This is a genomic window from Variovorax sp. MSC1_012 (assembly GCF_023667525.1).
In the GTDB taxonomy this organism is placed as follows: Bacteria; Pseudomonadota; Gammaproteobacteria; order Burkholderiales; family Burkholderiaceae_C; genus Variovorax; species Variovorax beijingensis_B.
In genome coordinates this window covers 402,220-429,126 of sequence record NZ_JAMOZJ020000002.1, presented here as the reverse complement: position 1 = coordinate 429,126, position 26,907 = coordinate 402,220, and the positions used below count along the sequence as shown (strand labels likewise).

Annotated in this window: 24 protein-coding genes; 10 read left to right on the top strand and 14 right to left on the bottom strand. The window is 68.9% G+C overall.

Going from position 1 to position 26,907, the window contains the following annotated elements; genetic code table 11:
* The first annotated feature begins 17 nt into the window (after window positions 1-17).
* Window positions 18-713: an orotidine-5'-phosphate decarboxylase gene (pyrF, locus tag L1081_RS27350; protein WP_489417767.1), complete on the top strand. Its 696-nt coding sequence runs from the start codon at window positions 18-20 to the stop codon at window positions 711-713.
* 9 nt (window positions 714-722) lie between these two features.
* Here the strand turns inward: pyrF and L1081_RS27345 are convergent, their stop codons facing one another.
* The 14 genes from L1081_RS27345 to L1081_RS27280 all read right to left on the bottom strand — a co-directional run bounded on the left by L1081_RS27345 (window position 723) and on the right by L1081_RS27280 (window position 16,041).
* Complete coding sequence (locus tag L1081_RS27345) at window positions 723-1,694, bottom strand: SIS domain-containing protein (RefSeq protein WP_489417766.1); 972 nt, start codon at window positions 1,692-1,694, stop codon at window positions 723-725.
* Window positions 1,654-2,712, bottom strand: a complete 1,059-nt coding sequence (locus tag L1081_RS27340) for a C45 family autoproteolytic acyltransferase/hydrolase (RefSeq protein ID WP_489417765.1) — start codon at window positions 2,710-2,712, stop codon at window positions 1,654-1,656. Before L1081_RS27340 ends, L1081_RS27345 begins: the two co-directional genes overlap by 41 nt.
* A 1-nt stretch (window position 2,713) precedes the next feature.
* Window positions 2,714-3,442: a glutamine ABC transporter ATP-binding protein GlnQ gene (glnQ, locus tag L1081_RS27335; protein ID WP_489417764.1), complete on the bottom strand. Its 729-nt coding sequence runs from the start codon at window positions 3,440-3,442 to the stop codon at window positions 2,714-2,716.
* Window positions 3,439-4,095 (bottom strand): glutamine ABC transporter permease GlnP, encoded by a 657-nt coding sequence (gene glnP / locus L1081_RS27330; protein WP_489417763.1) that lies wholly within the window; start codon window positions 4,093-4,095, stop codon window positions 3,439-3,441. Before glnP ends, glnQ begins: the two co-directional genes overlap by 4 nt.
* A gap of 22 nt (window positions 4,096-4,117) precedes the next feature.
* Window positions 4,118-4,867 (bottom strand): glutamine ABC transporter substrate-binding protein GlnH, encoded by a 750-nt coding sequence (gene glnH / locus L1081_RS27325; RefSeq protein ID WP_489417762.1) that lies wholly within the window; start codon window positions 4,865-4,867, stop codon window positions 4,118-4,120.
* A 248-nt stretch (window positions 4,868-5,115) separates the two neighbouring features.
* Window positions 5,116-6,120, bottom strand: a complete 1,005-nt coding sequence (locus tag L1081_RS27320) for a MerR family transcriptional regulator (RefSeq protein WP_489417761.1) — start codon at window positions 6,118-6,120, stop codon at window positions 5,116-5,118.
* A gap of 89 nt (window positions 6,121-6,209) precedes the next feature.
* Window positions 6,210-7,688: a succinate-semialdehyde dehydrogenase gene (locus L1081_RS27315; RefSeq protein ID WP_489417760.1), complete on the bottom strand. Its 1,479-nt coding sequence runs from the start codon at window positions 7,686-7,688 to the stop codon at window positions 6,210-6,212.
* A gap of 30 nt (window positions 7,689-7,718) precedes the next feature.
* Window positions 7,719-8,807 (bottom strand): tartrate dehydrogenase, encoded by a 1,089-nt coding sequence (locus L1081_RS27310; protein ID WP_489417759.1) that lies wholly within the window; start codon window positions 8,805-8,807, stop codon window positions 7,719-7,721.
* Window positions 8,804-10,453: an ATP-binding cassette domain-containing protein gene (locus L1081_RS27305; RefSeq protein ID WP_489417758.1), complete on the bottom strand. Its 1,650-nt coding sequence runs from the start codon at window positions 10,451-10,453 to the stop codon at window positions 8,804-8,806. Before L1081_RS27305 ends, L1081_RS27310 begins: the two co-directional genes overlap by 4 nt.
* A complete protein-coding gene (locus L1081_RS27300) occupies window positions 10,453-11,361 on the bottom strand; it encodes an ABC transporter permease subunit (RefSeq protein ID WP_489417757.1) in 909 nt (302 codons plus the stop codon). The genes L1081_RS27305 and L1081_RS27300 overlap by 1 nt, the downstream gene beginning before the upstream one ends.
* A gap of 10 nt (window positions 11,362-11,371) precedes the next feature.
* Complete coding sequence (locus tag L1081_RS27295) at window positions 11,372-12,328, bottom strand: ABC transporter permease (RefSeq protein WP_489417756.1); 957 nt, start codon at window positions 12,326-12,328, stop codon at window positions 11,372-11,374.
* Between the two features lie 22 nt (window positions 12,329-12,350).
* Window positions 12,351-13,973: an ABC transporter substrate-binding protein gene (locus L1081_RS27290; RefSeq protein WP_489417755.1), complete on the bottom strand. Its 1,623-nt coding sequence runs from the start codon at window positions 13,971-13,973 to the stop codon at window positions 12,351-12,353.
* A gap of 78 nt (window positions 13,974-14,051) precedes the next feature.
* Window positions 14,052-15,344, bottom strand: coding sequence for an FAD-dependent oxidoreductase (locus tag L1081_RS27285; RefSeq protein WP_489417754.1), 1,293 nt, complete (start codon window positions 15,342-15,344; stop codon window positions 14,052-14,054).
* Window positions 15,345-15,375: 31 nt separating this feature from the next.
* Complete coding sequence (locus L1081_RS27280; protein ID WP_489417753.1) at window positions 15,376-16,041, bottom strand: haloacid dehalogenase type II; 666 nt, start codon at window positions 16,039-16,041, stop codon at window positions 15,376-15,378.
* Between the two features lie 501 nt (window positions 16,042-16,542).
* On the opposite strand from L1081_RS27280, the gene L1081_RS27275 reads away from it, so the two are divergent.
* From L1081_RS27275 to L1081_RS27235, 9 genes are all read left to right on the top strand, one after another.
* Window positions 16,543-17,421, top strand: a complete 879-nt coding sequence (locus tag L1081_RS27275) for a GNAT family N-acetyltransferase (protein ID WP_489417752.1) — start codon at window positions 16,543-16,545, stop codon at window positions 17,419-17,421.
* A 9-nt stretch (window positions 17,422-17,430) separates the two neighbouring features.
* Entirely contained in the window at window positions 17,431-18,363 is a 933-nt protein-coding gene (locus L1081_RS27270; protein ID WP_489417751.1) for an NAD(P)-dependent oxidoreductase, read from the top strand.
* Window positions 18,364-18,424: 61 nt separating this feature from the next.
* Entirely contained in the window at window positions 18,425-18,784 is a 360-nt protein-coding gene (locus tag L1081_RS27265; protein WP_489417750.1) for a hypothetical protein, read from the top strand.
* 200 nt (window positions 18,785-18,984) lie between these two features.
* Entirely contained in the window at window positions 18,985-21,075 is a 2,091-nt protein-coding gene (locus L1081_RS27260; protein ID WP_489417749.1) for a TonB-dependent siderophore receptor, read from the top strand.
* 19 nt (window positions 21,076-21,094) lie between these two features.
* Window positions 21,095-21,862, top strand: a complete 768-nt coding sequence (locus tag L1081_RS27255; protein ID WP_489417748.1) for an ATP-binding cassette domain-containing protein — start codon at window positions 21,095-21,097, stop codon at window positions 21,860-21,862.
* Window positions 21,859-23,286, top strand: coding sequence for a DUF3526 domain-containing protein (locus L1081_RS27250; RefSeq protein ID WP_489417747.1), 1,428 nt, complete (start codon window positions 21,859-21,861; stop codon window positions 23,284-23,286). Before L1081_RS27255 ends, L1081_RS27250 begins: the two co-directional genes overlap by 4 nt.
* Window positions 23,283-24,641 (top strand): DUF3526 domain-containing protein, encoded by a 1,359-nt coding sequence (locus tag L1081_RS27245; protein WP_489417746.1) that lies wholly within the window; start codon window positions 23,283-23,285, stop codon window positions 24,639-24,641. Before L1081_RS27250 ends, L1081_RS27245 begins: the two co-directional genes overlap by 4 nt.
* A 150-nt stretch (window positions 24,642-24,791) precedes the next feature.
* The gene (locus L1081_RS27240; RefSeq protein WP_489417745.1) at window positions 24,792-26,195 is read left to right on the top strand and encodes an aminotransferase class III-fold pyridoxal phosphate-dependent enzyme; all 1,404 of its coding nucleotides are present in this window, start codon (window positions 24,792-24,794) and stop codon (window positions 26,193-26,195) included.
* 72 nt (window positions 26,196-26,267) lie between these two features.
* Window positions 26,268-26,762 (top strand): Lrp/AsnC family transcriptional regulator, encoded by a 495-nt coding sequence (locus L1081_RS27235; RefSeq protein ID WP_015865681.1) that lies wholly within the window; start codon window positions 26,268-26,270, stop codon window positions 26,760-26,762.
* Window positions 26,763-26,907 lie beyond the last annotated feature (145 nt).

Below are 26,907 nucleotides of genomic sequence, written 5' to 3'. Positions count from 1 at the left end.
CCAGACGAGGTAACCGCTTGGACAGTCGCATCATCGTGTCGCTCGACCTCGCCGCCGCTGCATCGGCCACAGGCCTCGTGCGGCAATTGGGCGCCGAAGCGACGTTCTACAAGGTCGGCCTGCAGTTGCTGACCGCGGCCGGGCCTTCGGTCGTGCGCGAGCTCGTGGAGGGCGGCAAGCGCGTGTTCCTGGACCTCAAGCTGCTGGAGATCCCGAGTTCGGTCGCGGCGGCAGTCACCGCAGCGGGGCAGATCGGCGCCTCGATGGTGACTGTCCATGCCTCGGGCGGTTCGGCGGTGCTTCGGTCCGCGGTCGAGGCCGCGCGCCGCTTTCCTCACCTGAAGGTACTCGCGCTCACCGTCATCACCAGCATGGACGACGAAGACTTGCGCGAAGTGGGTGTGGGCTCGACGGTGCGCGAACAGGTTCTGCGCCTTGCGCGGCTTGCCGTTGCCGCGGGATGCCACGGTGTCGTCGCTTCGCCGCTGGAAGCGCGGATGCTCCGGGAGACTCTCCCATCGGACACTCTGATCGTCACGCCCGGCATACAGCTGGCCAGTGATTCGAAGAGCGACCATGCGCGCTTCACCACTGCGGCGCAGGCCATCGGCGCCGGCGCGACGCACGTGGTCGTCGGCCGTCCGATCTCACGCGCTTCGAATCCCGCAGATGCCTTTGCCGCGCTGCGCGCGGAGCTGTCGGCGGTGCGGTGAAAGCAAGCGCTATTCGATCTTCAGGTCGGCAATGAAACGTTCACGCCGTTCAAGCGCCTTCAGTGCCTTTTTTCCCAGATCGGTGGCGATCAGGTTCAGCAGGCCCTCGCAGAAGATGACGTAGGCGCCCATCGAGTTGCTGAAGAAGGTGCTGCCGTGCGGCACGAAGAACGCATGTTTCGCGAAGGTCGCAAGCGGCGATGCCCGGTTGTCGGTAATGGCGATGACCACCATGCCCGCGGCGGCAGCAGCCGCGGCCGTCTCGGCGATGCTGCGCGTGTAGGGCTCGACGCTCGTCACCACCACCAGATCGCCAGGCTGCAACTGGGCCAGCCCTTCGGCAACGCCGAGCCCGTGCGGATCGAGCAGTGCCACATCGCCTCGCACCATGGCGAGGCCGTAGCTCAGGAAACTCGCCAGCGCGCTGAATTGCCGAAGCCCGTGTACGCGGACTCGCGGCGCCGTGGCAAGCAGCCGGGCTGCCTGCTTCAGTTCGTCGGCCGAGAGTTGCGCGAGGAAGCCCTCGATGTTCGCGATCGAATCCTTGGCAATCTGCACCATGGTTGCAATTTCCGGACGCTCGCTGCCAGGCCCCGATTGCGAGCGCTCGGAGGCATGCGCAACCAATCGACCGGCCTGCTCGCTGTAGAAGTGGCGGTGATGCGAGGCCAGGCCGTCCCGGAACACCGTCTGGAAATCGACGAAGCCCGCATAGCCGAGCCGGGTTGCCAGGCGCGTCAGCGTCGATGCGTTCACACCCAGAGATTCGGCCAACTCGGTGATCGTTCGCACCGCCACCTCTTCCGGGCGCTCGACCAGGCGCGCCAGCACGCTGTGCGCCTTGCCGCCCATCGAGATCAGCGCATCGCCTCGGCCCACGCGCACCGTCAGCGCGCGCAGCGCCTCGACAGTGCGTGGTGGCGAGGCGTTGGACCCGGTGTCAGGCGGAGTGGGCGCGCTGGCTTTTTTCGGTGCTTGCATGGCCGTCGATCATATGGAATCGCGGCGGCTGCGCTGGATGCTCGTACACCTGCCATTCGATGTGCGACGCACCGATGCGGATGTCTGCCGTCGCCATCGTGTTCTCGCCATCGCTGTCGGCCGGATCGGCGCGCAGGATCGGAAACGCAGCATCGCTATGGTCGGCAAGCACGTGCAAGGGATCGGCTGCATTCGAATCGCCGCCCGCCAGCAGAGCGTTGCCGCGCTGCTGGCGGTGCTGCGACGAGCCGGTGACGATTTGCGGCAAATCGCGCAGCGGCGCGTGCAGCGCATGGTTGGCATGCAGCGCGCGGCCCGTGATCTCGACGGCCGAACAGGCTTCGGAACTGAACTCCACGCTGAGCAGTCGAGGCTCATCACGGTGCGCCAGGGTGAGGTGGAAGCCTCCCGCACGTTGGGTTGAACGAAGCAGCGCGAGCGCCTGTTCCAGATTCGCCGCCTCGAGCAGTGCCCGAGTCAGCACCATCCGCGGGACGCCGGGGCGCACCCCCAGGCACCGCAGGTTGTTGACTGTCATGGCCAGGCCGCCTTCGGTCGCCGCGAAGGTGTGCCCAGGCAGCGATCCGGGATAGACGAACGATGCGAAGGATGCGCCGCCCTCCACCGCGCAGGCCGCGATTGCGCAATGCCCGGCAAAGGCCGGATCGCCGTCTTCGTTGTGCGTGATGCGGCGCATGGTACCGGCCTCTTGCACGGTGGTGCATCCGTCGGGCGCCATGGCCCACAGATCGCCGCGGCAGTTCCACAGGAACACGTCTTCGAACGGCAGTTCCAAGCCGGCGGCCAGGCCCCGCAGTTCGTCCCAGACGCGCGGAAAACCAGTCTGTACCTGGGCGGCCATGGCCTTGGCCATCGCTGTACCGCGGTGATGCACGACTGTGGCCCAGGCAGGGGATCGCTGCGCGTAGCCGTGCATTGCCGCGGCACCGAAACGGCCCAGGGCGCGGCCGGTTTCGAAGGGCGAGCCTCCGGCTTCAAGGTAGATCAGTTTCGGCATGTCACTCCACGTGTTGCAGGAATTCGCGTAGGCGCTGGTTCGGTGGGTTGTCCAGAAGTTCGGCGGGGTGGCCGTCGACCGTGATGTGGCCGTGTTCCATGAAGATCAGCCGCGTGCCGACCTTGCGGGCAAACTGCATCTCGTGGGTCACGACCACCATCGTCATGCCCTCTTCAGCCAACGCCTGCATGACGCGCAAGACCTCCTGGCGCAACTCGGGGTCGAGCGCGGAGGTCGGCTCATCGAAAAGCATCAGCTTCGGCTTGACGGCCAGCGCGCGGGCGATGGCCACGCGCTGCTGCTGCCCGCCCGAGAGCTCACTCGGGTAGTGGTGCATGCGTTCGGCCAGGCCGACCTTGCCGAGCAGTTCCTTCGCCTGGGCCTGCGCCTGCGCCTTGGAGGCACCACGCACCTGGCGCGGCCCGAAGGCTACGTTCTCCAGCGCCGTCATCTGCGGGAACAGGTTGAACTGCTGGAACACCATGCCCGCCTCCTGGCGGATTTCGCGCGTCACGGCATTGCCGCCGCGCACGCTCAGCCCGCCGACCAGCAGGTCGCCGCCGTTGATCTGCTCCAGCGCGTTGATGCAACGCAGCAGCGTCGACTTGCCCGAACCCGAGGGGCCGATCAGCACGACGACCTCGCCCTGGCCGATCTGCAGGTTCACCCGGTCGAGCACCACATTGGCACCGAAGTGCTTCTCGACATTCTTGAATTCAACGATGTTCACAGGACGCGCATCCTTCTTTCGACGGTTCTCAGGCCCAGCGTCAGCACCCCGATCAGCATGAGATAGATCACCGCGACGGCGGTCCAGATCTCGATGGCGCGGAAATTGGCCGCCATGATCTCCTGCCCCTGGCGGGTCAGTTCGCCGACGCCGATGACGATGAAGAGCGAGGTGTCCTTCAGGCTCACAATGAACTGGTTGCCCAGCGCCGGGGTCATGCGCCGAAAGGCGACCGGGCCGACGACGAACGCCAGCACGCGCCACCGGGGCAGCCCCATTGCCAGCCCGGCTTCGCTCAGGCCCCTGGGCACCGAAAGGAAGGCACCGCGCACGATCTCGGCGATGTAGGCGCCGGAGTTGATGATGATCGAGGCAATGGCCGCGGTCATCGGGTCGACGCGCACGCCCAGCAGCCCGGGCAGCGCGAAGTAGATGAACATGACCTGCACCACGATGGGCGTGCCGCGCACCAGCCCCACGTAGGCAAAGCCGATGCTGCTGACGAATCTGCCGCCATAGGCGCGCATCAAGCCGAACAACAGGCCCAGCAAGGTGCCGCCCAGCAGTCCTGCCACCGTGATGAGCACCGTGAGCCGGGCTCCCTTCAGCAAGGCCGGCAGTGCGCCCGCAATCACTGACCAGTCGAAATCCATGATTTGCTCCGCTGCTGCTCGATCAGGACTTCGGCGGTTCGGTCTTGAACCACTTCCGGTAGATTGCCGCGTAGCGTCCATCCGCCTTGATCTTTGCCAGCGCGCCGTTCACCTGCGCCACCAGCGGACTGCCCTTCGGAAAGCCGATGCCATACTGCTGCGCCATCATCTGCGGGCCGACCGCCTTCGCCTTGCCTGCACCTGCGGTGGCGATGTAGTAGAGGACGTTGGGCGTGTCATGCATGGCGGCCTCCACGCGGCCGGTCATCAACTCGAGGTAGGCGTTGTCGATGTTCGGGAACTGGCGCAGCTCCGTGCCGGCGAAGTTGGCCTTCGCATAGTCGGCGGCGGAGGTGCCCGTCTTGATGGCCAGGGTCTTGCCCTTCAGGTCCGCGACGCCGGTGATCTTGCTGGCGGTGGGCACCATGAGGATGAAGCCGCTGTCGTAGTAGCCGTCCGAGAAGTCGATGACCTTCTTGCGCTCGTCCTTGATGGTGATGCCCGCCAGTGCGACATCGACATTCCGAGTCTGCAGTGCCGGCAGGATGCCGCTGAAGTCCATCGGTTGCAGCTTGTAGTCGAGCTTGAGTTCCTTCGCGACCGCGTCCCACAGGTCGATGTCGAAACCCACGTATTTGTCGCCCTCCTTGAATTCGAAGGGGACAAAGGCTGTATCGACGGCGACGAGCAAAGGGCCGGCCGCGAAGGCGGGGGCGGCGATCGACGTGGCGAGCGTCGCGGCTGCGAGCAGCTTGAGAACAAGTTTCTTCATGACAATCCTTCTGGAGGTGACAGACTCACCGAGTTGGTGCAAATGTATTTGCGTATTTGCAGAATACGCAAATCCATTTGCATAATGTGTGCCATGTCCGGTGTTTGCCGCAAGCCCGGGTTTGCCCGGGGCAGCCTTCGGCGCGACCGCAGCCGCAGCGCCGATGCCTGCGCCCGGCGCGCAAAAAAATGAAAGGCGGGTTCAGCCCAGTTGCGGATGCCGCGCGAAAACTGCGCTGTCCATCGTGCTCAGGCCGCCTGCCGCCATGCGACAAGCCCTGCCGTCCGCGCCCGCACGTCCGGCGTCGCCAAGCAGGTGGCGACGGCCTCGTAGCCCGGCGCGCCGGGGCAGGGCGCGACCAGGCTCGGGGGGCTGTGGTTCGCGGGGCAAAGGATGATCGCCTCGTCCGGCCCGACGGCCGCCAGGTCGAGGATCGCGCAGGAGCGCGTGAGCATGAAGATCGGCCGCGCGTTGGGTCCGCGGCCGCGCAGCCGGGCGATCAGCGCCTCCTGGGTGGCCTGGTCCAGGCCGTGCTCGATCAGGTCCACGACCACGGCATCGGGCCCTTCCGCTTCCAGCCCGGCCAGAAGTGCAATCAGCGCATCCGATGGCGTCGCGCCGTCCTCCACGAGCCATGCCAGCGCGCGGTCGACCCGAGGCTCGGACACAGCGGCGCCGCACTCCGCCCGCCGGTCCAGCCCCAGCCAGGCCGCATCGGGCAGTGCTTCGGCGATGCGCTGCGCCAGCCGGGTCTTGCCGCTGCCAAGCGGCCCGACGATGTAGTTGAGCGGCCGGATCTCGCGAAGCTCGAAGCGCTCTCCGCCCCAGGGCCACGGCAGGTCGAAGGCAAGGCGCACTTCGCTGGCGGGCGCCAGCAGGCCCGCGAGTTCGCCGATGCTTGGCGTCCGGCCTTGCGCAATGCCGCTTCGCAAGTCGCGGACTTTCTCGACGGTGTGCGTGAGCTGGCGAAGCTGCACTTCCAGCGCCGTCTGGTGCGCGGCCAATGCTTGCTCCAGGCCTTGGGGGTTGCCCTCCAGCACCCGTCCCACCTGGGCAAGACTGAAGCCGAGCGCGCGAAGAGCGACGATCTCGGCCGCGCGGGCCATCTCAGCTTGGCCATAGGCCCGCCATCCCGCCGTGGTTCGGCCGGGTTCGACCAGGCCGCGCTGCTCATACAGCCGCAGGGCCTTGGCCGAAACGCCGAGTCGCCGCGCGGCTTCGGATGGGTTCAGGTGCGGGGCGGAAGATCGCATGAAATGTTCCTTTCGATGGATCTTCCCCTTTTAGAGGATGCCCCTGGGGCCGGGTCAAGCCGGAATGCCGAAAAGGCGCGATCGCCGCCTCAGAGCCCGCCCTGGCACAGGTACTTGGTGTGCATGTAGTCGTCCAGGCCGTGCACCGAGCCTTCGCGCCCGTAGCCCGATTCCTTCACGCCGCCGAAGGGCGCGGCTTCGGCGGCGAGGGCGCCTTCATTGATGCCGACGATGCCGGATTCGAGCGCCTCGGCCACGCGCCAGATGCGGCGCACGTCGGTCGAGTAGAAGTAGGCGGCAAGGCCGAAGGGCGTGTCGTTGGCGGCGGCGATCACCTCGGCCTCGGTCTCGAAGCGCGTGACCGGCACCACGGGCCCGAAGGTCTCTTCGCAGCTGCATTCCATGCCCGCATCGGCATTCACGAGCACGGTCGGCGCGTAGTAGTTGGGGCCGTCGCAGCGCGCGGAGCGCAGCCGTTCGCCGCCGACCACGATGCGCGCGCCCCGGGCCACGGCGTCGCGCACGTGACGCTCGATCTTGTCGACTGCGCGCGCGTTGATCATGGGGCCGATTTGCGAGTCGGACTCCGTCGCCGGGCCGACCTTCAGCGCGCCCACCCGCGCGGCCAGCTTGTCGACGAAGGCGTCGTGCACCCGGGCCTGCACGAACACCCGGTTCGGGCTCACGCAGGTCTGTCCGCCGTTGCGGAACTTGGCGGCCATCAGGCCATCGACCGCGGCATCGACGTCGGCGTCCTCGAACACGATGAAAGGCGCATTGCCGCCGAGCTCGAGCGACAGTTTCTTGAGCGTGTCGGCCGAGGCGCGCGCCAGGTGCTTGCCCACCGGCGTGGAGCCGGTGAAGCTGATCTTGCGCACCCGCGCATCGGCCAGCCACACGTCGACCACTTCGGGCGTGCGCTCGCGCGAGGCGGTCACGATGTTGAGCACGCCCGCCGGCACGCCGGCTTCCTGCGCGAGCCTGACGAGCGCGAGCGAGGTCAGCGGCGTGTCCTCGGCCGGCTTGCACACCACGGTGCAGCCCGCGGCCAGCGCGGGCGCGATCTTGCGCGCGATCATCGCGGCCGGAAAGTTCCACGGCGTGATCGCGGCAACCACGCCCACGGGCTCCTTCAGCGCGAGCATGCGGCGGCCGGTCACGGGGGCGGGAATCACGTCGCCGTTGGCGCGCGTGGCTTCTTCGCCGAACCATTCGACATAGCTGGCCGCATAGGCCACTTCGCCGCGGCCTTCGGCCAGCGGCTTGCCCTGTTCGCGCGAAATGAGGCGGCCCAGGTCTTCCTGGTGCGCCAGCATCAGGTCGTTCCAGCGCTTGAGGATCTGCGCGCGCTGCTTGGCCGGCACGGCGCGCCAGGCGGGGAAGGCGGCATGCGCGGCGTTCACTGCGGCGCGCGCGTCGGCGGCGGTGCCGTCGGGCACGCTCGCGAAGACGCCATCGGTGGCGGGATCGGTCACGTCGAGGCGGTGGCCGTCGCTGGCTTCGCGCCAGTCGGCGCCGATGAGCTGTTGGCCGGGCATCAGGTCCTGGCGTTCAAGTGTCAGTGTCATGGTCGAAAAGGTCCTGGATGAATGAAGAGGTCAGGCGGCCGCCACGCGCTCGGCAATGGCCATTCCAATGTCGGTGGTCGAGGCCGTGCCGCCCAGGTCGCGCGTGCGCGGCCCGTCGCGCAGCACAGCTTCGATGGCACCGAGGATCGCGTCGTGCGCGGCCCGGCCTGCGCCCTGGCCTTGCGTGAGGAAGTCCAGCATCAGCGCGCCCGACCAGATCATGGCGATCGGGTTGGCGATGTTCTGGCCGTAGATGTCGGGCGCCGAGCCGTGCACGGGCTCGAACAGCGACGGGAACTTGCGCTCGGGGTTGAGGTTGGCCGAGGGCGCGAGGCCGATGGTGCCGGTGGTGGCCGGGCCGAGGTCGGAGAGGATGTCGCCGAACAGGTTGCTCGCCACCACCACGTCGAAGCGCGTGGGCTGTAGCACGAGGCGCGCCGAGAGGATGTCGATGTGCTGCTTGTCGATGGTCACGTCCGGATAGTCGCGGCCGATGGCGTCGGCGCGGCCGTCCCACCACGGCATGCTGATCGCGATGCCGTTGCTCTTGGTGGCCACCGTGAGGTGCTTCCTCTTGCGCGACCGGGCGAGCTCGCAGGCGTACTTCAGCACGCGGTCGGTGCCGTGGCGCGAGAACACCGACTCCTGGATCACGATCTCGCGCTCGGTGCCCTCGTACATCACGCCGCCGAGCGAGGTGTATTCGCCCTCGGTGTTCTCGCGCACCACCAGGTAGTCGATGTCGCCGGGCTTGCGGCCGGCCAGCGGGCAGGGCACGCCTTCGAACAGGCGCACCGGGCGCAGGTTGATGTACTGGTCGAACTCGCGGCGGAACTTCAGGAGCGACCCCCAGAGCGAGATGTGATCGGGCACGGTCTCGGGCCAGCCGACGGCGCCGAAGTAGAGCGCGTCCACTCCGCGCAGCTGTTCCTTCCAGTCGTCCGGCATCATCTGGCCGTGCTCGGCGTAGTAGTCGCAGCCGGCCCAGGCTATGGTGCGGCAGTCGAGCTCGAAGCCGAAGCGCTCGGCGGCGGCCAGCACCACGCGCAGGCCCTCGGGCATCACTTCCTTGCCGATGCCGTCGCCAGCGATCAGCGCAATGCGGAATGTGGGTGTCATGCGAGTGCTTCCGTGGTTGATGGCGTGGCTGTCGCGGCCGCGCGGTCCATGTCGTCGAGCCAGCCCTGGCGCAGCTCGGGCACGGAACGCGCCAGCAGGTCGTAGTAGGGATGGTGCGGCCCGCGTTCGTAGTCGGCACGCGCCACCTGCGAGAGCTTGCGGCCGTGCTGCATCACCACGATCTCGTCGCACACCGAGCGCACCGTGTGCAGGTCGTGGCTGATGAAGAGATAGGACACGCCCAGTTCGCGCCGCAGCTCGGCCATGAGGTCGAGCACCGCCGCGGCCACCACGGTGTCCAGCGCCGAGGTCACTTCGTCGCACAGGATGAGGTCGGGCTCGGCCGCCAGTGCGCGCGCCAGGTTCACGCGCTGCTTCTGCCCGCCCGAGAGACCGCCCGGCAGGCGGTCGGCCACCGTGCGCGGCAGCTTCACGAGGTCGAGCAGCTCGAAGATGCGCTGCTTGAGCGGCTCGCCGCGCAAGCCCTTGTAGAACTGCAGCGGCCGCGCCAGGATGCGCCAGATGGTCTGCGATGGGTTGAGCGCCGTGTCGGCCATCTGGAACACGATCTGGATGCGGCGCAGCTGCTCGCGCTCGCGCTGCTGCAGCGTGGGCGCGAGTGCGTGCCCGTCGAAGGTGACGCTGCCGTGGCAGGGCTTCAGCAGGCCGGCGACGGCCCGTGCCAGCGTGGTCTTGCCCGAGCCCGATTCGCCGATCACGCCAATGGCCTGGCCGCGGTAGAGCTTGAGGTTGATGTCCTCGAGGATGATCTTGGCCGGCTGGCCCTTGGCGTCCACCGCGCCGTAGCCGCATGAAAGCTCCTGCACGTCGAGCAGCAGCGCGGAATCGCCCGAGGCCTGGCCGGATGCGCGCACCGCGGGCCGCGCGGCCGCGAGCAGGCACTTGGTGTAGTCGTCGGCCGGGGCGGAAAGGATCTGCCCGGTGGCGTTGAGCTCGCTCATCCTGCCGTTGCGCAGCACCAGGATGTGGTCGGCCATCTGCGCGACCACGGCCAGGTCGTGGCTCACGTACACGGCGGTGGCGCGGCGCTCGCGCACCACGCGGCGGAAAGCGCGCAGCACCTCGATCTGCGTGGTCACGTCGAGCGCGGTGGTGGGCTCGTCGAGGATCACCAGCTCGGGGTCGCCGATCAGCGCCATGGCCGCCATCAGCCGCTGCAGCTGGCCGCCGGAGACCTGGTGCGGATAGCGCGCGCCGATGTTCTCCGGATCGGGCAGCGCCAGCTCGCGGAACAGCTGCACCGCCTTGGCCTCGGCCTCGGCCCGCTTGCACAGGCCGTGGATGACGGTGGGCTCCACCACCTGGTCCATGATCGTGCGCGAAGGGTTGAAGGAGGCGGCCGCGCTCTGCGCGATGTAGGAGACCGTGCGGCCGCGCAGCCCGCGCTGTCGCGCCGCATCGAGTGCCAGCACGTCGGTGTCGCCGATCTGCACCCGGCCCGCCGAGATGCGGCAGCCGCTGCGTGCATAACCCATCAGCGCGAGCGCGGTGGTGGTCTTGCCGGAACCCGATTCGCCGATGAGCGCCAGCACTTCGCCGGGCTGCACCGAGAAGCTCAGGTTGTCGACCAGCGTGTTCGCGCCGGCGCAGATGCTCAGGCCCTGGACTGTGAGTGGTGCGCCCATCAGCGTGCTCCTCGTTCTCTGGCCGAACGGCCGGGCAGGTTGTCGATGACGAGATTGACCGCGATGGTCAGGCTCGCGATGGCCAGCGCCGGCACGATCACGGAGGCCCCGCCCATGGCAAGCGCACCGATGTTCTCGCGCACCAGCGAGCCCCAGTCGGCCGCCGGCGGCTGGATGCCCAGGCCCAGGAAGCTCAGGCTTGCCAGCAGCAGCACGACGTAGACGAAGCGCAGGCCCAGGTCGGCCAGCATCGGGCCCAGGATGTTGGGCAGGATCTCGCGCAGCATGATGTAGAGCGTGCCCTCGCCGCGCGTGCGCGCCACGGTCACGTAGTCGAGCGCGTTGATGTTGACGGCCAGCGAGCGTGCCATGCGGTAGGCGCCCGGCACGTAGATGATGGCAGCCGTGACCACCAGCATCGCCACCGAGGAGCCGAAGCCCGCCACCATGATGAGGGCGAACATCTTGCTCGGGATGGCCGTGAGCGTGTCCAGGCCGCGGCTGAGCACCGCGTCGATCCAGCGGCCGCTGGCGGCGGCCAGGAGCGCCAGCACGGTGCCGGTGCCGCTGGCCAGCAGCGTGGCCAGCAGCGCAACGCCGATCGTGTAGCGCGCGCCCTGGATGATCAGCGCCAGCATGTCGCGGCCGAGGTAGTCGGTGCCGAGCCAGTGCTCCGCGCTGATCGGTGCGAAGACGTTCGAGGTGCTGCCCGTGGCCGCCGCGCTGTGCGAGAGCAGCCAGGGGCCGAGCAGCGTGGCGAGCAGCCAGAACAGCAGCACCGCAAGGCCAAGCAGGCCGGAGGGGCCGAAGCCGGCGAGCCGGCGCAGCGGACCGGCCCGGCGCTCCTGGGGCACTGGGGCCATCACAGCCGTGGCGCTCACGGCCGTTGGAGAGGTGGACGTTTCCATGACGCTTCCTTCAGCGGTGCCGCAGCCGCGGGTTGGCGAGAATGCCGCAGACGTCGGCCGTCGTCACCAGGATCAGGTAGGCGCAGCAGAAGATCATGGCGCAGGTCTGCACCAGCGGCATGTCGCGCTGCGAGACGCCATCGACCATCAGCTTGGCGATGCCCGGATAGTTGAAGATGGTCTCGACGATGATCACGCCGCCCAGCAGGTACGACAGGCTCAGCGCCACCGCGTTGGCAATCGGCCCCACCGCATTGGGCAGCGCATGCGCGAGCACCATGCGCATCGGCGAGGCGCCCTTGAGCCGCACCATCTCGATGTAGGGCGCCTCGAGCTGGTCGATCACCGCGGCGCGCGTCATGCGCATCATCTGCGCGACGATCACGCAGCACAGCACCAGCACCGGCATGGCGAAGGCGCGCAGCATCTGCCCGATCGACTCGATGTCGTTGACGAAGGACAGCGCCGGCAGCCAGCGCAGCTGCACCGCGAACACCAGCACCGCCAGCGTTGCGACCAGGAACTCCGGCACCGACACCACGCCCACGGCCGTCGTCGAGGCGGCGCGATCGAACCATGAGCCGCGCCACACCGCCGAGGCGATGCCCAGCGCCAGCGCGATCGGCACCGAGAAGAGGGCGGTGACGGCGGCCAGCAGCAGCGAGTTGGGAAGGCGGCTGGCAACGAGCTCGCCGACCGGCATCTGCGTGGTGCTCGAAGTGCCGAGATCGCCCTTCAGCAGCCCGCCAAGCCAGCGCGCATAGCGCAGCGGCGCCGGCACGTCCAGGCCCATCTGCGCGCGCAGCGCGGCCACCGCCTCGGGCGTGGCGTCCTGGCCGAGCTGCTCCTGCGCGGCGTCGCCGGGCAGCACCGCGGTGATCGAGAACACGACCACCGAAACCGCCAGCAGCGACACGAGCGCCAGCGCGATGCGCTGGGCCAGAAGCTTCAGGATGACATGGTTCATGAAGGATCTTCCGATGCGCGGATCAGGCTTCGAGCCAGACGTTCTCGGCAAAGTTGTAGCCCATGAGGCCACCCAGCGGAATGGGCGACAGGCCCTTGAGCTTGGAGCTGTGGCCGTCGAGGCTCGAGAGGAACAGCGGAATGCCGATGCCGGCGTCCTGGTGGATCATGGTCTGCATGTCGGCATACATCTGCTTGCGCTTGGCCAGGTCGGTCTCGGCGCGCGAGGCCACGAGCAGCTGGTCGAACTTCTCGCTCTTCCAGCGCGACTCGTTCCATGCCGCACCCGACTGGAAGAACTGCGTCAGCAGCACGTCGGCGCTCGGGCGCGGGTTGACGTTGCCGAAGCCCACATGGCTGTTGAGCCAGTGGTTCGACCAGTAGCCGTCGGCCGGCATGCGCTTGATGTCGAGCTCCAGCCCCGCGCGCTGCGCCGTCTGCTGCAGCAGCAGCGCCATCTCCACCGAATAGAGCGCCGCGGGCGATGCCACCATCGGCACCTTGCCCGTGATGCCGGACTTCTGCAGGTGGAACTTCGCCTTGTCGAGGTCGAAGGCGCGCTGCGGCAGGCCGGCAAAGTGGAAGCGGTTGGTCGGGTCGATCGGCTGGTCGTTGCCGACCACCGCATAGTCCAGCGCAATGGTCTTCTTCATCTGCTCGCGGTCGAACAGGTGCTTCATGCCGAGGACGAAGTCCGGATTGGCCCCGGGGCCCACGTCCTTGCGCATGATGAGGTCGGAGTACTGGCCCGACTGGGTCACGAAGATGCCGAAGCCGGGCGTTCCCTTCACGCGCGCCACCGAGCGCGGGTTGACCGAGCCGACCAGGTCCATGCCGCCCGAGAGCAGTGCGTTGACGCGCGCGCTCTCGTCGCCGATGCCCACGAACTCGATCTCGTCGAGGTAGGGCTTGCCGGGCTTCCAGTAGGCGTCGTTGCGCACCATCAGCGAGCGCACACCGGGCTTGAACTCCTTGAGCTTGTAGGGGCCGGTGCCGATGCCGGCATTGAAGTCGGTGGTGCCTTCCTTGACGATGTGGAAGTGGAAGGTGCCCAGGATCACCGGCAGGTCGGCATTCGGCGCACCGAGAACGAAGGTCACTTCGTTCGGGCCGGTGGCCTTGGCACTCTCGATCTGGTCGGCAAGGATCTTGGCCTTGGAGGCGGTGGCCGGGTCCTTGTGGCGCATCACCGAGAACACCACGTCGGCCGGCGCGAGCGCCTTGCCGTCGTGGAAGGTCACGCCCTTGCGCAGCGTGAAGACCCAGGTCTTGGCGTCCTTGGTGGTGAACGATTCGGCCAGCGCGGGCTGCGGCGTGAGGCTGCCGTCGAGCGAGGTCAGGCCGTTGTAGATCATGTTGCAGCGCGAGTAGTCGGTCTGGTTCGACTGCTTGGCCGGATCGAGTGTGTCGGTGGCGGCGGCGGTTGCGCCCGCCACCCGGATGCGGCCACCCTTCCTGGGCGTCTGCGCATGCGCGGACACCGCCATGCCCGCCATGCTGCCGGCCAGCGTGGCCTGCATGCCGCCGGCCATCAGCATTGCCAGGATGTCGCGCCTGGAGGCGCCGCGTTGGAGCGACGCCATCACGCGAAGGCTTTCGCCGGGACCGACGAGGTCTTCGAACCTCTTGTTGCTGCTGTCGCTCATGGTGGGGTACTCCTGTGGGCCGTTGACTGAAGGTTGAAGAACAAACGCGGGGCAAAAAACAGCGGACTCGCGAGGCGCTCAGGCCAGCTTGTCCTTGAGCGAGTAGTAAAGGCCGATCGCCGGCAGGAACCAGGGCGGGCCAAGGTGACCGGGAATGGCGGGCCAGCCGCGGCCCTGCCAGGGATTGGCGGCCGCGTCGCCGTCCATCACGGCGGCCATGCGCTCGCCCATGTGGACCGACATCTGCGTGCCGTGGCCGCTGTAGCCCATCGCGTAGTAGAGGCCGTCGCGCTCGCCGGCATGCGGCAGGCGGTCCTGCGTCATGTCGACCAGGCCACCCCAGCAGTAGTCGAGCCGCACGGCGCCGAGCTGCGGAAAGGTCTCGGCCAGCCCTGCGCGCAGGATCTCGCCGCTCGCGGCATCGGCCTGCGGGCTGGAGACCGAGAAGCGCGCCCGGCCGCCGAACACCAGCCGGTGGTCGGGCGTGAGCCGGAAGTAGTGATGGATGTTCGCCACCGTCGTGTAGGTGCGCCGGGCCGCGAGCAGCGCCTGCGCGCGCTCGGCGCCGAGCGGCTCGGTGACGACGATGAAGCTGCCGATCGGCACGATGCGACGGCGCAGCCACCCGAAGCTGCCGTAGCCGCCATGCCGCGTGGCACCTGTGGCCAGCAGCACCTGCTGCGCGGTGACGATGCCGCCCGCTGTGTGCAGCCGGTGCGCATGGCCTTGACCCAGGCGCTCGATGCGGTCGACGGCCGTGCCGGTGTGGATCTGCGCACCGTGGCGCTGTGCAGCCTCGGCCAGCCCGTGGGCGAAGCGGCCCATGTGCATCTGGCCGCTGCGCTTGTAGAGCAGGCCGCCGTGGAAGCGCTCGCTTTGCACCTCGCTGCGCACCTGCGTCGCATCGAGGATCTCGACGTCGGTGTCTACGCCGTCGCCGACCAGGCGCTCGGCGCTGCGCTCGAGCGCGGCCATCTGGTTGGCGCGCGTGGCGAGCTTGAGCTTGCCGTAGCGCATGAAGTCGCAGTCGATCGCCTCGTCGCGCACCAGCCGCGCCACGGTGTCCACCGCATCGTCGTAGGCGCGGTACCAGGCGCGGGCCTTGTCGACGCCGACCTTGGCCGCTACATCGGCATAGTCCACGGCCAGCCCGTTGTTCACGTGCCCGCCGTTGCGCCCCGAGGCCTCGGCCGCCACACGCGTGCCGGCTTCCAGCACCGCGACGCGCGCGCCGCGCTGGGCCAGTGCCCGCGCCGCCGACAGGCCGGTGAAGCCGCCGCCGACGATCGCGACGTCGACCTGCGCGGACAACTCGTGCGCCTGCGGCACGAACGCAGGCGCCGAATCGGTCCAGTAGGAGTCGAGCTTCATGGCGTGAGGCCGGTGATGAATGAAAAAAAGATCAGAGGCCCACGACGCCCGGCAGGCCGCCGATGTCCTGGATCTCGGTGTAGCGGTAGGCCGGGTTGCCCGGGCCGTGGCCGCGGTTGACGAACACCTTGTTGACGATGCCGATGTCGTCCGCCGACATCAGGTCGTAGCGCAGGCTGGACGACACGTGCAGCACGTCTTCCGGGTTGCAGCCGAGCGAGTCGAGCATGTATTCGAAGGCTTGCAGCCGCGGCTTGTAGGCCTGTGCCTGCTGCGCGGTGTAGACGCGGTGGAACGGCGCGCCGAGCATCGCCACGTTCTTCTGGATCTGGTCGTCCGAGGCGTTCGAAAGGATGACCAGCGGGATTTCCTTGGCCACCTTGGCCAGCCCGGCGGCCACGTCGTCGTGCGGGCCCCAGGTGGGCACGGCGTCGTAGTACTTCTGGCCGTCGCTGTCGAGGTACTGGATCTTCCATTTCCTGCACAGGCGCCGCACGGCGTTCTTCAGCACCACTTCGTAGGGCTGCCACGCGCCCAGCACTTCGTCGAAGCGGTAGGCGGTGAAGTCGGCGACGAACTGATCCATCTGCTCCGGCCGGATGCGGTCGGCGAAGAGGTCGACGGTCAGCTCCTTCATGCGGAACCGCGTGAGGGTGCCGTAGCAGTCGAAGGTCACGTACTTGGGACGGAAGGTCATGGTCTCGAATCCTCTGTGAAGGGTGGCAAATGCGACAAACTCATTACGAAGCGATTGCAGCACGCCATCGCTCGAGGTATGTAGGGAAAAACGGCGCCTGGCGAAACGAAGCTGCGGTTTGCGGGGGCGGCGACGGCATGCCGTGCGGTGTGCCCAGCCTGTGTGCGTCCATGCACCTGCGTGCGTCGCGGCAAAGTCGACGAGCACACTTTTGAAGCTCAGCCTGGCTTCGACCATCTGGCGTTCCAGGTCGTTGCCGATGGGTGTCTCGCGGATCGAAGGCTTGCATGGCGGAGGTCCTGGAAAGTGGCGGTCGATCCTAGACAGGTTGGCACAGCATTTGTGTGCGTATGCAGGCGCGCCGCCGCAGCGAATTGCGAAACCGGGGGGCGCTGCAACCGAAGCTTGCAAGTTGCGAAAGAGGCCCGTTTCGCTCTGGTGCGGCGTCGCAATGTCGTCCAAGATGGATGCGCCATTCCGCCGCAACAGAGAGTTTTCCCTATGCCTGAACCCACTTCGAACGCACCCGCCATGGATGGCGTGGTGCTCAGACCGATGACGGCCGCCGATCTTCCACAAGCGCATGCGCTCTCGGCCGAGCTGCGCTGGCCGCACCGTCCCGCGGACTGGGAGCAGGTGTTCTCGCACGCCGACGGCATCGCGGTCGAGCGCGACGGCCAGATCATCGCGACCGGCCTGCGCTGGCGCTGGGGCGAGAGCCACGCCACCATCGGCCTGGTGATCGTCTCGCCCGCCTGCCAGGGCCGCCGCATCGGCCACCGCCTGATGAGCGCGCTGCTCGAGGGGCTTGAAGATCGCACGGTGCTGCTGCATGCCACCGCGGAAGGCCGGGGGCTCTACGAACGGCTCGGCTTCGTGCGAACCGGCGAGGTGCGGCAGCACCAGGGCATTGCGCAGCCGGCACCGCTGGTCGCGCTGCAGCCGGGCTGGCGCCTGCGGCCGGCGGGCCTGAACGAACTGCCCGCGCTGCAGGCGCTCGACGCGGCAGCGCGAGGCATGCCGCGCGATGCGCTGGTCGCCGAGCTGCTGCAAGGCGCCGATGCCTGCGTGGTGCTCGACCACGACAACGAGCCGAAGGGCTTCGCGATGCTGCGGCGCTTCGGTCGCGGCCATTCGATCGGCCCGGTGGTCGCGCCCGACGCCGAGGGCGCGAAGGCGCTGATCGCGCACCTTGCCGGGTTGAACGCCGGCCACTTCACGCGCATCGACATCGATTTCGACAGCGGCCTGGCCGAATGGCTCGAGAGCATCGGGCTGCTGCGCGTGGATGCGCCGACGACGATGGTGCGCGGCGAGCCGCTTGCTGTTGAGGCGCAAGGTCCGTCGCTGTTCGCGATCGTGACTCAGGCTGTGGGCTAGCCCCTGACCATGAAGACCACCTTCCTCTACAAGTCCGACCCCGTACGCGGCCGCCAATGGGCCGAAGTGTTCGGGCAGCGCCGCCCCGACATCGACTTTCGCATCTGGCCCGACGTCGGCGATCCGGCGCAGGTACGCTTTCTCGCAGCCTGGGTGCCGCCGGAGAATCTTGCCGAGCGCTTTCCGAATCTGCAGGTGCTTTTTTCGTCTGGCGCAGGTGTCGACCAGTTCGATTTCGCGGCGCTGCCGTCTGCATTGCCGGTGGTGCGCATGGTCGAGCCCGGCATCGTGCAGGGCATGGTCGAGTATGTGACGCACGCCGTGCTCGGCCTGCACCGCGACATGCCGCAGTACCGCCGCCAGCAGCAGGAAGGCCGGTGGCAGCCGCTGCCGGTGCGGCCCGCCGGCGAGCGGCGCGTGGGTGTTCTGGGATTGGGCTCGCTCGGCCAGGCCGTGCTGGCGCAGCTGGTCTCATTGGGTTTCGACTGTGCGGGCTGGAGCCGCTCGCGGCATGAGGTCGAGCGGGTGCAATGCCACGCGGGCGCCGATGAGTTGCCCACATTTCTTGCGCGCACCGACATCCTTGTATGCCTGCTGCCGCTCACCGATTCGACGCGCGGCTTTCTCGATGCGAAGCTGTTCTCGATGCTGCCCATGGGCGCCGGGCTGGTGCATGTGGGCCGCGGACCGCACCTGGTCGAGGCCGACTTGCTGGACGCGCTCGCCAGCGGCCGCATCGGCGATGCGGTGCTCGACGTGACCGACCCCGAGCCGCTGCCGCCCGCGCACGCCTTCTGGCGCCATCCGCGCATCCAGCTCACGCCGCACATCGCGAGCATGACGCAGCCGCTGAGCGCTGCCGAAGCCGTGCTCGACAACCTGCGCCGCTTCGAGGCCGGCGAGCCGATGGCCGGGCTCGTGGATCGCGCGAGAGGCTATTGAACTGCTCTGCCGCGACGGGGAGGCGCGGCCCCAAGGGTATGATCCCGGCCCTCCACCCGCCATGTTCCTGCGCCGCGCACTGACCCGACTCCTGCTGCTGGCCGTGTTCTTCAACACGGTCATCGGCATGCCCGTGCACGAAGCCGTGCATCTGCAGGAGGCAAAGGCCGCGGTGGCGGCACTGCAGGTCCCGCAGGCGAACGACGATGCCGATGCGGCGGAGCATGGCCAGGAAGTCGATGGCGCGTGCGCCTGGTGCCTGGCCTACGCACACCTGGGCACGGCGCTGAGCTCGCCACCGGCCGCGCGTGGGCTGCCAGTGCACGCCGGTCTTCCACGGCCGCAAGCACTGCCGCCCTTCGTTCCCAGCCCCGGGCATTGGCCTTTCGCCTCGCGCGACCCACCTCGACTCCTGGCCTGAAGGCCGCCGTCGCGGCGGCCACTTCGCTCGCGCCGCAGCTTCGCCGCCGGCGTGAAGCCACGCGCCATGGGTGCCGCGTGTCCGGCCCTTGCCGGGCCCGCCGCTGCGCCCTCCCTCTTGCCTTGCCGAGTCTCCTCATGATTTCCATTCAACGCCCGGGGGCCAGCGCGCCCCTTCCTCTGGCTCTTGCGGCCGCAGCGATGTTCGCCGGCCCTGCCATCGCCCAGTCTCCCGGTGCCGGCCCCGAGGCCGCCCAGTTGTCCACGGTCGAAGTGGTCGGCCGCACCGAGTCGGGCGCCTACCATTCGGAAGAAGCCGCGGGCGCCAAGACCGAGCTGCCGCTGCGCGAGCTGCCGCAGTCGGTGCGCATCGTCACGCGCCAGGCCATCGACGACCTGGGCACCACCAAGCTCGACGACGTGCTCGACTATGTCGGCGGGGTCTCGCGCCAGAACAACTTCGGCGGCCTGTGGGACAACATCGCCATCCGCGGCCTGCCGGGCAACGAGAGCACCGGCATGGCGACGCTGCTGAACGGCTTCTCCTCGAACCGCGGCTTCAACGCGCCGCGCGACCTCGCGGGCGTCGAGCGCATCGAGTTCCTCAAGGGGACGGCCGCCGCGCTCTACGGCAGCAGCGAGCCCGGCGGCACGCTCAACATCGTGTCCAAGCGGCCGCTCTGGCAGGCTGCGCATTCGGTCGAAGGGTACGCCGGCAGCCACGGCCTGAAGCGCGGCGCTTTCGACAGCACCGGCCCCCTCGGCGAGAACCTCGCCTACCGGCTCAACGTCGCGGTGGAAGACCGCGACAGCTTCCGCGACCATGTGAGCGCCAGGCGCGAGGTGATCGCCCCGGCCTTCACCTGGAAGCTGGGCCGCGACACGATGCTGGAGTACGCGGGCGAGGTGCTGCGCCACCGGACGCCGCTGGACCGCGGCGTGGTCGCGGTGAACAACCGGCTGGGCGCGATTCCGCGCAGCCGCTTTCTCGGCGAGCCGGCCGATGGCGATGTCACCGTCGACAACCAGACCCACCAGTTCGTCCTCTCGCACGAATGGAATTCGAACTGGCGCAGCCGTGTGGGCCTGTCCTACCGCGAGACCTCGATCAACGGCTTTGCCACCGAGGCGGCTGCGCTGCAGGCCAACGGCAACCTGACGCGCCAGCGGCGCTTCCGCGACTTCGACTCCAGCGACACCGCCGTGCAGGCCGAACTCCAGGGCAAGGTCCGCACGGGCGCCATCGAGCACGAGCTGCTGTTCGGCATGGAGAGCTTCCGCTTCAGGATGGATTCGCTGATGCTGCGGGCCAACCCTACGGCCGCGCGGCCCTATGCCATCAACATCTACAACCCGTTGTACGGCCAGCCCCGGCCCACGCCGCTCGCGAACATCGATACGCTGGAGCGCCAGCGCGGCACCGCGTTCTACGTGCAGGACGCCGTCAGGCTCGCGCCCGAATGGCGGCTGGTGGCCGGTGTTCGCGTGGACACCTACCGCCAGTCGCTGTTGAACCGCCGCACGGGCATCACGGCCGACCAGGATCCGTCGGCGACCTCGCCGCGCATCGGCCTGAGCTGGCTGCCGACGCCGCAGTGGACCTTCTACGCGAACGCGGGCCGCTCATTCCGCCCCAACGTCGGCTCCGACTTCGCGGCCGCCAGCTTCGCGCCGGAGACCGGCCGTGCGCTGGAGCTCGGCACCAAGTGGGAGAGCGCGGACCAGCGCATCGGCGCCACCGCCGCGCTGTTCGACATCCGCAAGCGCAACGTGCTGACCGCCGACCCGGTGAACACCGGCTACTCGGTCTCCGCGGGCGAGATCCGCAGCCGCGGCCTCGAATTCGACTTCGCGGGCCAGGTCACGAAGCACTGGCGCGTCAACGCGAGCCTGGTGCTCAACGACGTGGAGATCGCGAAGGACAACAGCCTGGAGGTCGGCGGGCGCCTGCTCAACGTGCCCAGGGTCAACGGCAGCGTGCTCGCGGTCTACGAGGATGCCTTTGCCAACGGCCAGCGCTACGGCATCGGCGGCGGCATCACGCACATGGGCAAGCGCCTGGGCCAGGCCCGCACGCAGGCCGAGGCCAACGCCGGCACGCCTGCGTTCGACCTGCCGGCCTACACCACCGCCAAGCTGGTCGCGTACTGGCGCATCAACCCCCAGCTGCGCCTGACGCTCGACGTCGACAACCTGTTCGACACCACTTACTACACGAGCTCCTACAGCCGCGTTTGGGTGACGCCGGGCAGCGGGCGCACCGTCACCGTCGGCCTGCAGGCCAGGTTCTGAACGCGAGCGGCTGCCCCTCATGACCCCGACCGACCTGCCATTGCCGCCGCATGCCGCGGCTGCATCCCACCCCGCCCTCGAAGCCCACGGCGTCGTTGCCGGCTACGGCGCGCGCACCATCCTGCACGGGCTGGACCTCACGGTCCGCGCCGGTGAGATCTATGCGCTGCTGGGCGCCAACGGCGCGGGCAAGACCACCACGCTGAGCCTGTTCCTGGGCTTCGTGCGGCCCGCGAGCGGCCGCGTGCGCGTGAACGGCGCCGATCCCGTGGCCGACCCGACCGCCGCGCGGCGCCAGCTCGCCTACATCCCGGAGAACGTGGCGCTCTACGAGCACCTGAGCGCGCGCGAGAACGTGGGCTACCTGCTGCACCTCGCGGGCCAGCCTGCCGGCGCACAGGCCATCGACGAGGCCCTGTCGGCCGCCGGCCTGGACGCCGCGGCGCACGGGCGGCGCGTCGCCGGGTTTTCCAAGGGCATGCGCCAGAAGGTGTCGATCGCGCTGGCGCTGGCGCGCCGCGTGCCGGCACTGCTGCTCGACGAACCCACCTCGGGCCTGGACCCGCAGGCCACCACCGAGTTCAGCCGCATCCTCGGGCTGCTGCGGGCGCAGGGCGTGGCCGTCCTCATGGTGACGCACGACCTGCTCGGCGCCGCCGACGTGGCCGATCGCATCGGCTTCATCGAAGCCGGGCGGCTGATCGAGGAAGTCGCCGCCGCGGGCGCGGAGCGCTTCGACGTGCGCGCGCTGCACCGGCGCTACGCGGGCCAGGAGGCGCAGCGATGAGCGCCGCACTGCGCATCGCGCGCGAGGAATGGCGCCTGCTGCGGCGCGACCACGTCGCGGTGCTGGGCCTGGCGTTGCTGCTGCTGCTGACGGCCGTGGCAGCCTTCACGGCCTGGGAGCAGCGCCGCACGACGGATGCCGAGCGTTCGCGCCACCAGGCGCAGGTGGATCACGAGTTCGAGGCCCAGCCCGACCGGCACCCGCACCGCATGGTGCACTACGGGCACTTCGTTTTCCGGCCGTTGAACCCGCTGGCGGCCTTCGATTCGGGCGTGGACGCCTACACGGGCCACACGCTCTTCCTCGAGGGGCATCGGCAGAACAGCGCCAATTTCGGCGACGTGCGGCAGTCGTCGCTGCTGCTGCGCTTCGGCCAGCTCACGCCGGCCTTCGTGCTGCAGGTGCTGGCGCCATTGCTGCTCGTCTTCGTCGGCCATGCGGCGCTGGCGCGGGAACGCGAATCGGGCACCTTGCGCGTGCTGCTCGCCCAGGGCGTCCGGCCGTGGCAGATCGTGGCCGGCAAGGTGCTGGCCCTGGGCGGCGTGGCCGCGGCGGCGTTGCTGCCGGCGCTGCTGGCGCTCTTCTGGATCGGCGCCACGACACCGGCGCCTGCCAGCCTCGCCGCCGCGCTGGCGGCGGGCTACGGCCTGTGGCTGCTGATCTGGGCCGTCGGCATCGTCGGCGTGTCGGCATGCTTCGCGCGCGGGCGCGACGCGCTCGTGGCGTTGCTCGCGATCTGGGCGATCGGCGTCGTGCTGGTGCCGCGCCTGGCACCTGAACTCGCGGCCTCGGCGCTGGCGCTGCCCACGCGCCTGGAGACCGACATCGCGGTTGCGCACGACCTCGCCGCGCTGGGTGACAGCCACGACCCCGACGACCCCTACTTCGCCGGCTTCAGGAAGAAGGTGCTCGCGCAGTACGGCGTCGCTCGCGTGGAGGACCTGCCCGTCAACTACAAGGGGCTGCTGGGCATGGAAGGCGAGCGGCTCACCAGCGCGCTCTTCGAGCGCTACGCCGGCGCCGGCTTCGAGCGCCAGGCCGCACAGCTGCGCCTCGTCGATGGCGCCGCGCTGCTGAGCCCGGTGATCGCGCTGCGCCGCCTCTCGATGGCCGCGGCGGGCACCGATCTGCAGAACTACCGCCGCTTCGTCGAGCAGGCCGAGCGTCACCGCTACCGCCTGGTGCAGGCACTCAACCGGCTGCAGGCCGAGAAGCTCAGCTTTGCCGGCGACCGCTCCAGCCGCGACAGCCGGATCGGCCATGACCATTGGCATGGCGTTGCCGAGTTCCGCTACGAGGCCGCGGCGCCCGCCGAGGCACTGCGCCGCGCGGCGCCTGCCGCGGGTGTGCTGCTGCTCTGGCTGGCGGCCCTTGCAGGCCTCCTGGCACTGGCCACGCGCCGCTTGGGGAGGATCACGCGATGAGTTGGCTCGCCCACGAATGGCGCCTGCTGGTGCGATCGAGGCTGGCGGTCGCCGCGCTGGTGCTGCTGCTGGCGCTGTCGGCCCTGGCCGTGCTTTCGGGCATGCGCGAGGTGGCCCGCCAGCAGCAGACCATCGCGCGCCTGGCCGCGTTGCAGCAGCAGGACCTGGCCGCGCAGGCGCGCAAGTACGCGCAGGGCGGCGACGCCGGCTCCGCCGCGTACTACACCTTCCACGGCACGTGGGATGCGCCGTCGCCGGCCGCGTTCCTCGCGCTCGGACTGCGCGATGCCGCGCCCTACGTGCTGCGCGTGCGCGCACTGGCGCTGCAGGCCCAGCTGCACGAAGGCGAGAGCTTCAATCCCGAACTGGCGCTGGCCGGGCGCTTCGACTTCGCCTTCGTGCTGGTGTACCTGGCGCCGCTGTTCCTGATCGCGCTGCTGCACGACCTCGTCTCGAGCGAGCGCCGTTCGGGCCGGCTGGGCACGCTGCTGGCCATGCCCGGCGCCGGCCGGCGCCTGTGGCTGCGCCGCGCGGGCCTGCGCATGGCGCTGGTCTTCGGTTGCCTGGTGCTGCCGGCGCTGGCCGGTGCGCTGGGCAGCGGGACCGCGATGGCAGCCGTGGCCACCGTCCTGTGCGTCACGGCCGCCTACCTCGCGTTCTGGAGCGGCCTGGCGCTGCTCGTTGCGACACGAGGCGGAAGTTCCGCCGCCAACGCCACGGCCCTCATGGGCTGCTGGGCCGTGCTGACGCTCGTCCTGCCCACCATCGCCAACGCGGCGCTTGCGCGCGCCCTGCCGGTGCACCAGGGCGTGGAGCTGATGCTGGCGCAGCGGCAGGCCGTGCACGCTGCCTGGGACCTGCCGCCGCAGGCCACGATGGAGAAGTTCTTCCGCACGCACCCCGAATGGCGGCACACGGCACCGCTGCCCTCGGGCTTTCACTGGAAGTGGTACTACGCCTTCCAGCAGCTCGGCGACCAGAGCGTGGCGCCGCAGGTGGCGGCGTACCGCGAAGGCCTGCTCGCGCGCCAGCGCTGGACCTCGCGCCTGGGCTGGCTGCTGCCGGGCGTCGGCGTGCAGGCCGCACTGCATCGCCAGGCCGACACCGACCTGCAGGCGCAGCTGGCCTATCAGGACCGCATCGCGGATTTCCACGCGCGACTGCGGGCCTACTACTACCCCTACCTGTTCAACGAAGTGCGCTTCGGCTTGCGCGACTTCGCCGCCCAGCCGCGCTTCAGCCCGTCGGCCAGGTCCGCGGAGAAACCTGCGGGTCAATTGCTGGGACTCGGGCTGATGGCCATGTTGGGCCTGGTGCTGGGTGTGGCCGCCACCGGCCGAGTGCGGCCGGGGTGAAGGCAGCCATGACCTGTGCACGACGGCAGGATCTGCTGCAGCGACTCGCACAACCGCAGTCTGCTTTGTGCGAGGCCCCCAATGCAGCACCCGCCCGAGGGGCGTGCGGCCTAAGCTTTTGGACATCCAAAGGCCAGACCTCCGCCCACCATGACACACCCCACTGCATTGCCTCGCCACGCCACGCTCGACGCCATCGACCGTGCCCACCTCATCCACCCCGTCTCGCCCTGGCGCACGCACGAGCAGCGCGGCCCCACCGTGCTGGCCTCGGCCCGCGGCGCATGGCTGACCGACGCGAACGGGCATGAACTGCTCGATGCCTTCGCGGGCCTGTGGTGCGTGAACGTGGGCTACGGCCAGGAGAGCGTGGTGCAGGCCGCGGCCGAGCAGATGCGGCGCCTGCCGTACGCCACCGGCTACTTCCACTTCAGCAGCGAGCCGGCCATCCGCCTCGCGGAAAAGCTGGTGCAGATCACGCCCGCATCGCTGACGCGCGTGTACCTCACGCTCGGCGGCTCGGAGGCGGTCGATGCCGCCGTGCGCTTCATCGTGCAGTACTACAACGCCATCGGCAAGCCGTCGAAGAAGCAGTTCATCGCACTGGAGCGCGGCTACCACGGCTCCTCGTCGACCGGCGCGGGCCTCACGGCCTTGCCCGCCTTCCATCGTGGCTTCGACCTGCCGCTGCCCACGCAGCACTACATTCCGTCGCCCAACCCGTACCGCCATGCGGACGGCGCCGACCCGCAGGCCCTGATCGCCGCATCGGTGGCCTCGCTGCGCGCCAAGGTGGCCGAGCTCGGCGCGGACAACGTGGCCGCCTTCTTCTGCGAGCCGATCCAGGGCTCGGGCGGCGTCATCGTGCCGCCCAAGGGCTGGCTCAAGGCCATGCGCGATGCCGCACGCGAACTCGACATCCTCTTCGTCGTCGACGAGGTCATCACCGGCTTCGGCCGCACCGGCCCGATGTTCGCCTGCGAGGCCGAAGGCGTGGAGCCTGACCTGATGACCATGGCCAAGGGCCTGACCTCGGGCTACGTGCCGATGGGCGCGACCATGATGTCGGAGAAGGTCTACGCTGGCATCGCCGACGGTACGCCCGCGGGTGTGCCGGTCGGCCATGGCGCGACCTATTCGGCGCATCCGGTGAGTGCCGCGGTCGCGCTCGAGGTGCTGCGCCTGTACGAAGAGGGCGGCGTGCTCGCCAACGGGCACCGCGGCGCAGCGCACTTCGCGGCCGGGCTCGATGCGCTGCGCGCGCATCCACTGGTGGGCGATGCGCGCCACCGTGGCCTGCTCGGTGCACTGGAGCTGGTGAGCGACAAGCAAGGCAAGCGCGGCTTCGATCCGGCGCTCGGCCTCGCGGACCGCATCTTTGCCGCGGGCTACCGCAACGGCCTGGTGTTCCGCTCCTTCGGCGACCACATCCTGGGCTTTGCGCCGGCGCTCACCTTCACCGAGGACGAGTTCGCCCAGATGTTCGCGCGCCTGAAGAAAACGCTCGACGAGGTGCTGGACGCCGCCGACGTGCGCGCGGCGCTGGCGGCCTGAGCGGGAAAGCACTACCCCGGCACCGCGCTGGCAAAGCAGAATCGGATCCTCTTTCGTTTTTTCAGGATGGCCATGTCTGAAGCTTTCAAGATCGACCGACTCGACCTGCGCATCCTGGCCCAGCTGCAGCAGAACGGGCGCATGACCAACGTCGACCTCGCGGATGCGGTCGGCCTGTCGCCCAGCCCCTGCCTGATCCGCGTCAAGCGGCTGGAGCAGGCCGGCTACATCGCCGGCTACGGCGCGCACCTGCGGCTCGAGAAGCTCGGCGACACCCTCACCGTGTTCACCGAGGTCACGCTGCAAGACCACCACCGCGAGGACTTCGTGCGCTTCGAGGCCGCGATCCGCGAGGTGGACGAGGTGCTCGAATGCCACCTGGTGAGCGGCGGCTACGACTACCTGCTGCGCTTCCTGACGCGCGGCGTCAACCACTACCAGGAAGTGATCGAGGAACTGCTCGAACGCAACATCGGCATCTCCAAGTACTTCAGCTACATCGTCATCAAGTCGCCGTTCATCAAGACGCATTGCCCGATCGAGCGGCTGTTTCCTCATCCGCGCTGAGCGCCTGCGCCAACAACAGGCCCCGGCTGCCCTTCGCGTGATGCGCCGGTAGCTGCGGGGGAGGGGCCGCACAAGCAGTCGTGCGCCCACGGACAAGTGCGGCGGCAGCCCGGCTCCTACGCTTGCATGGTGCGGTGCAGCAGGC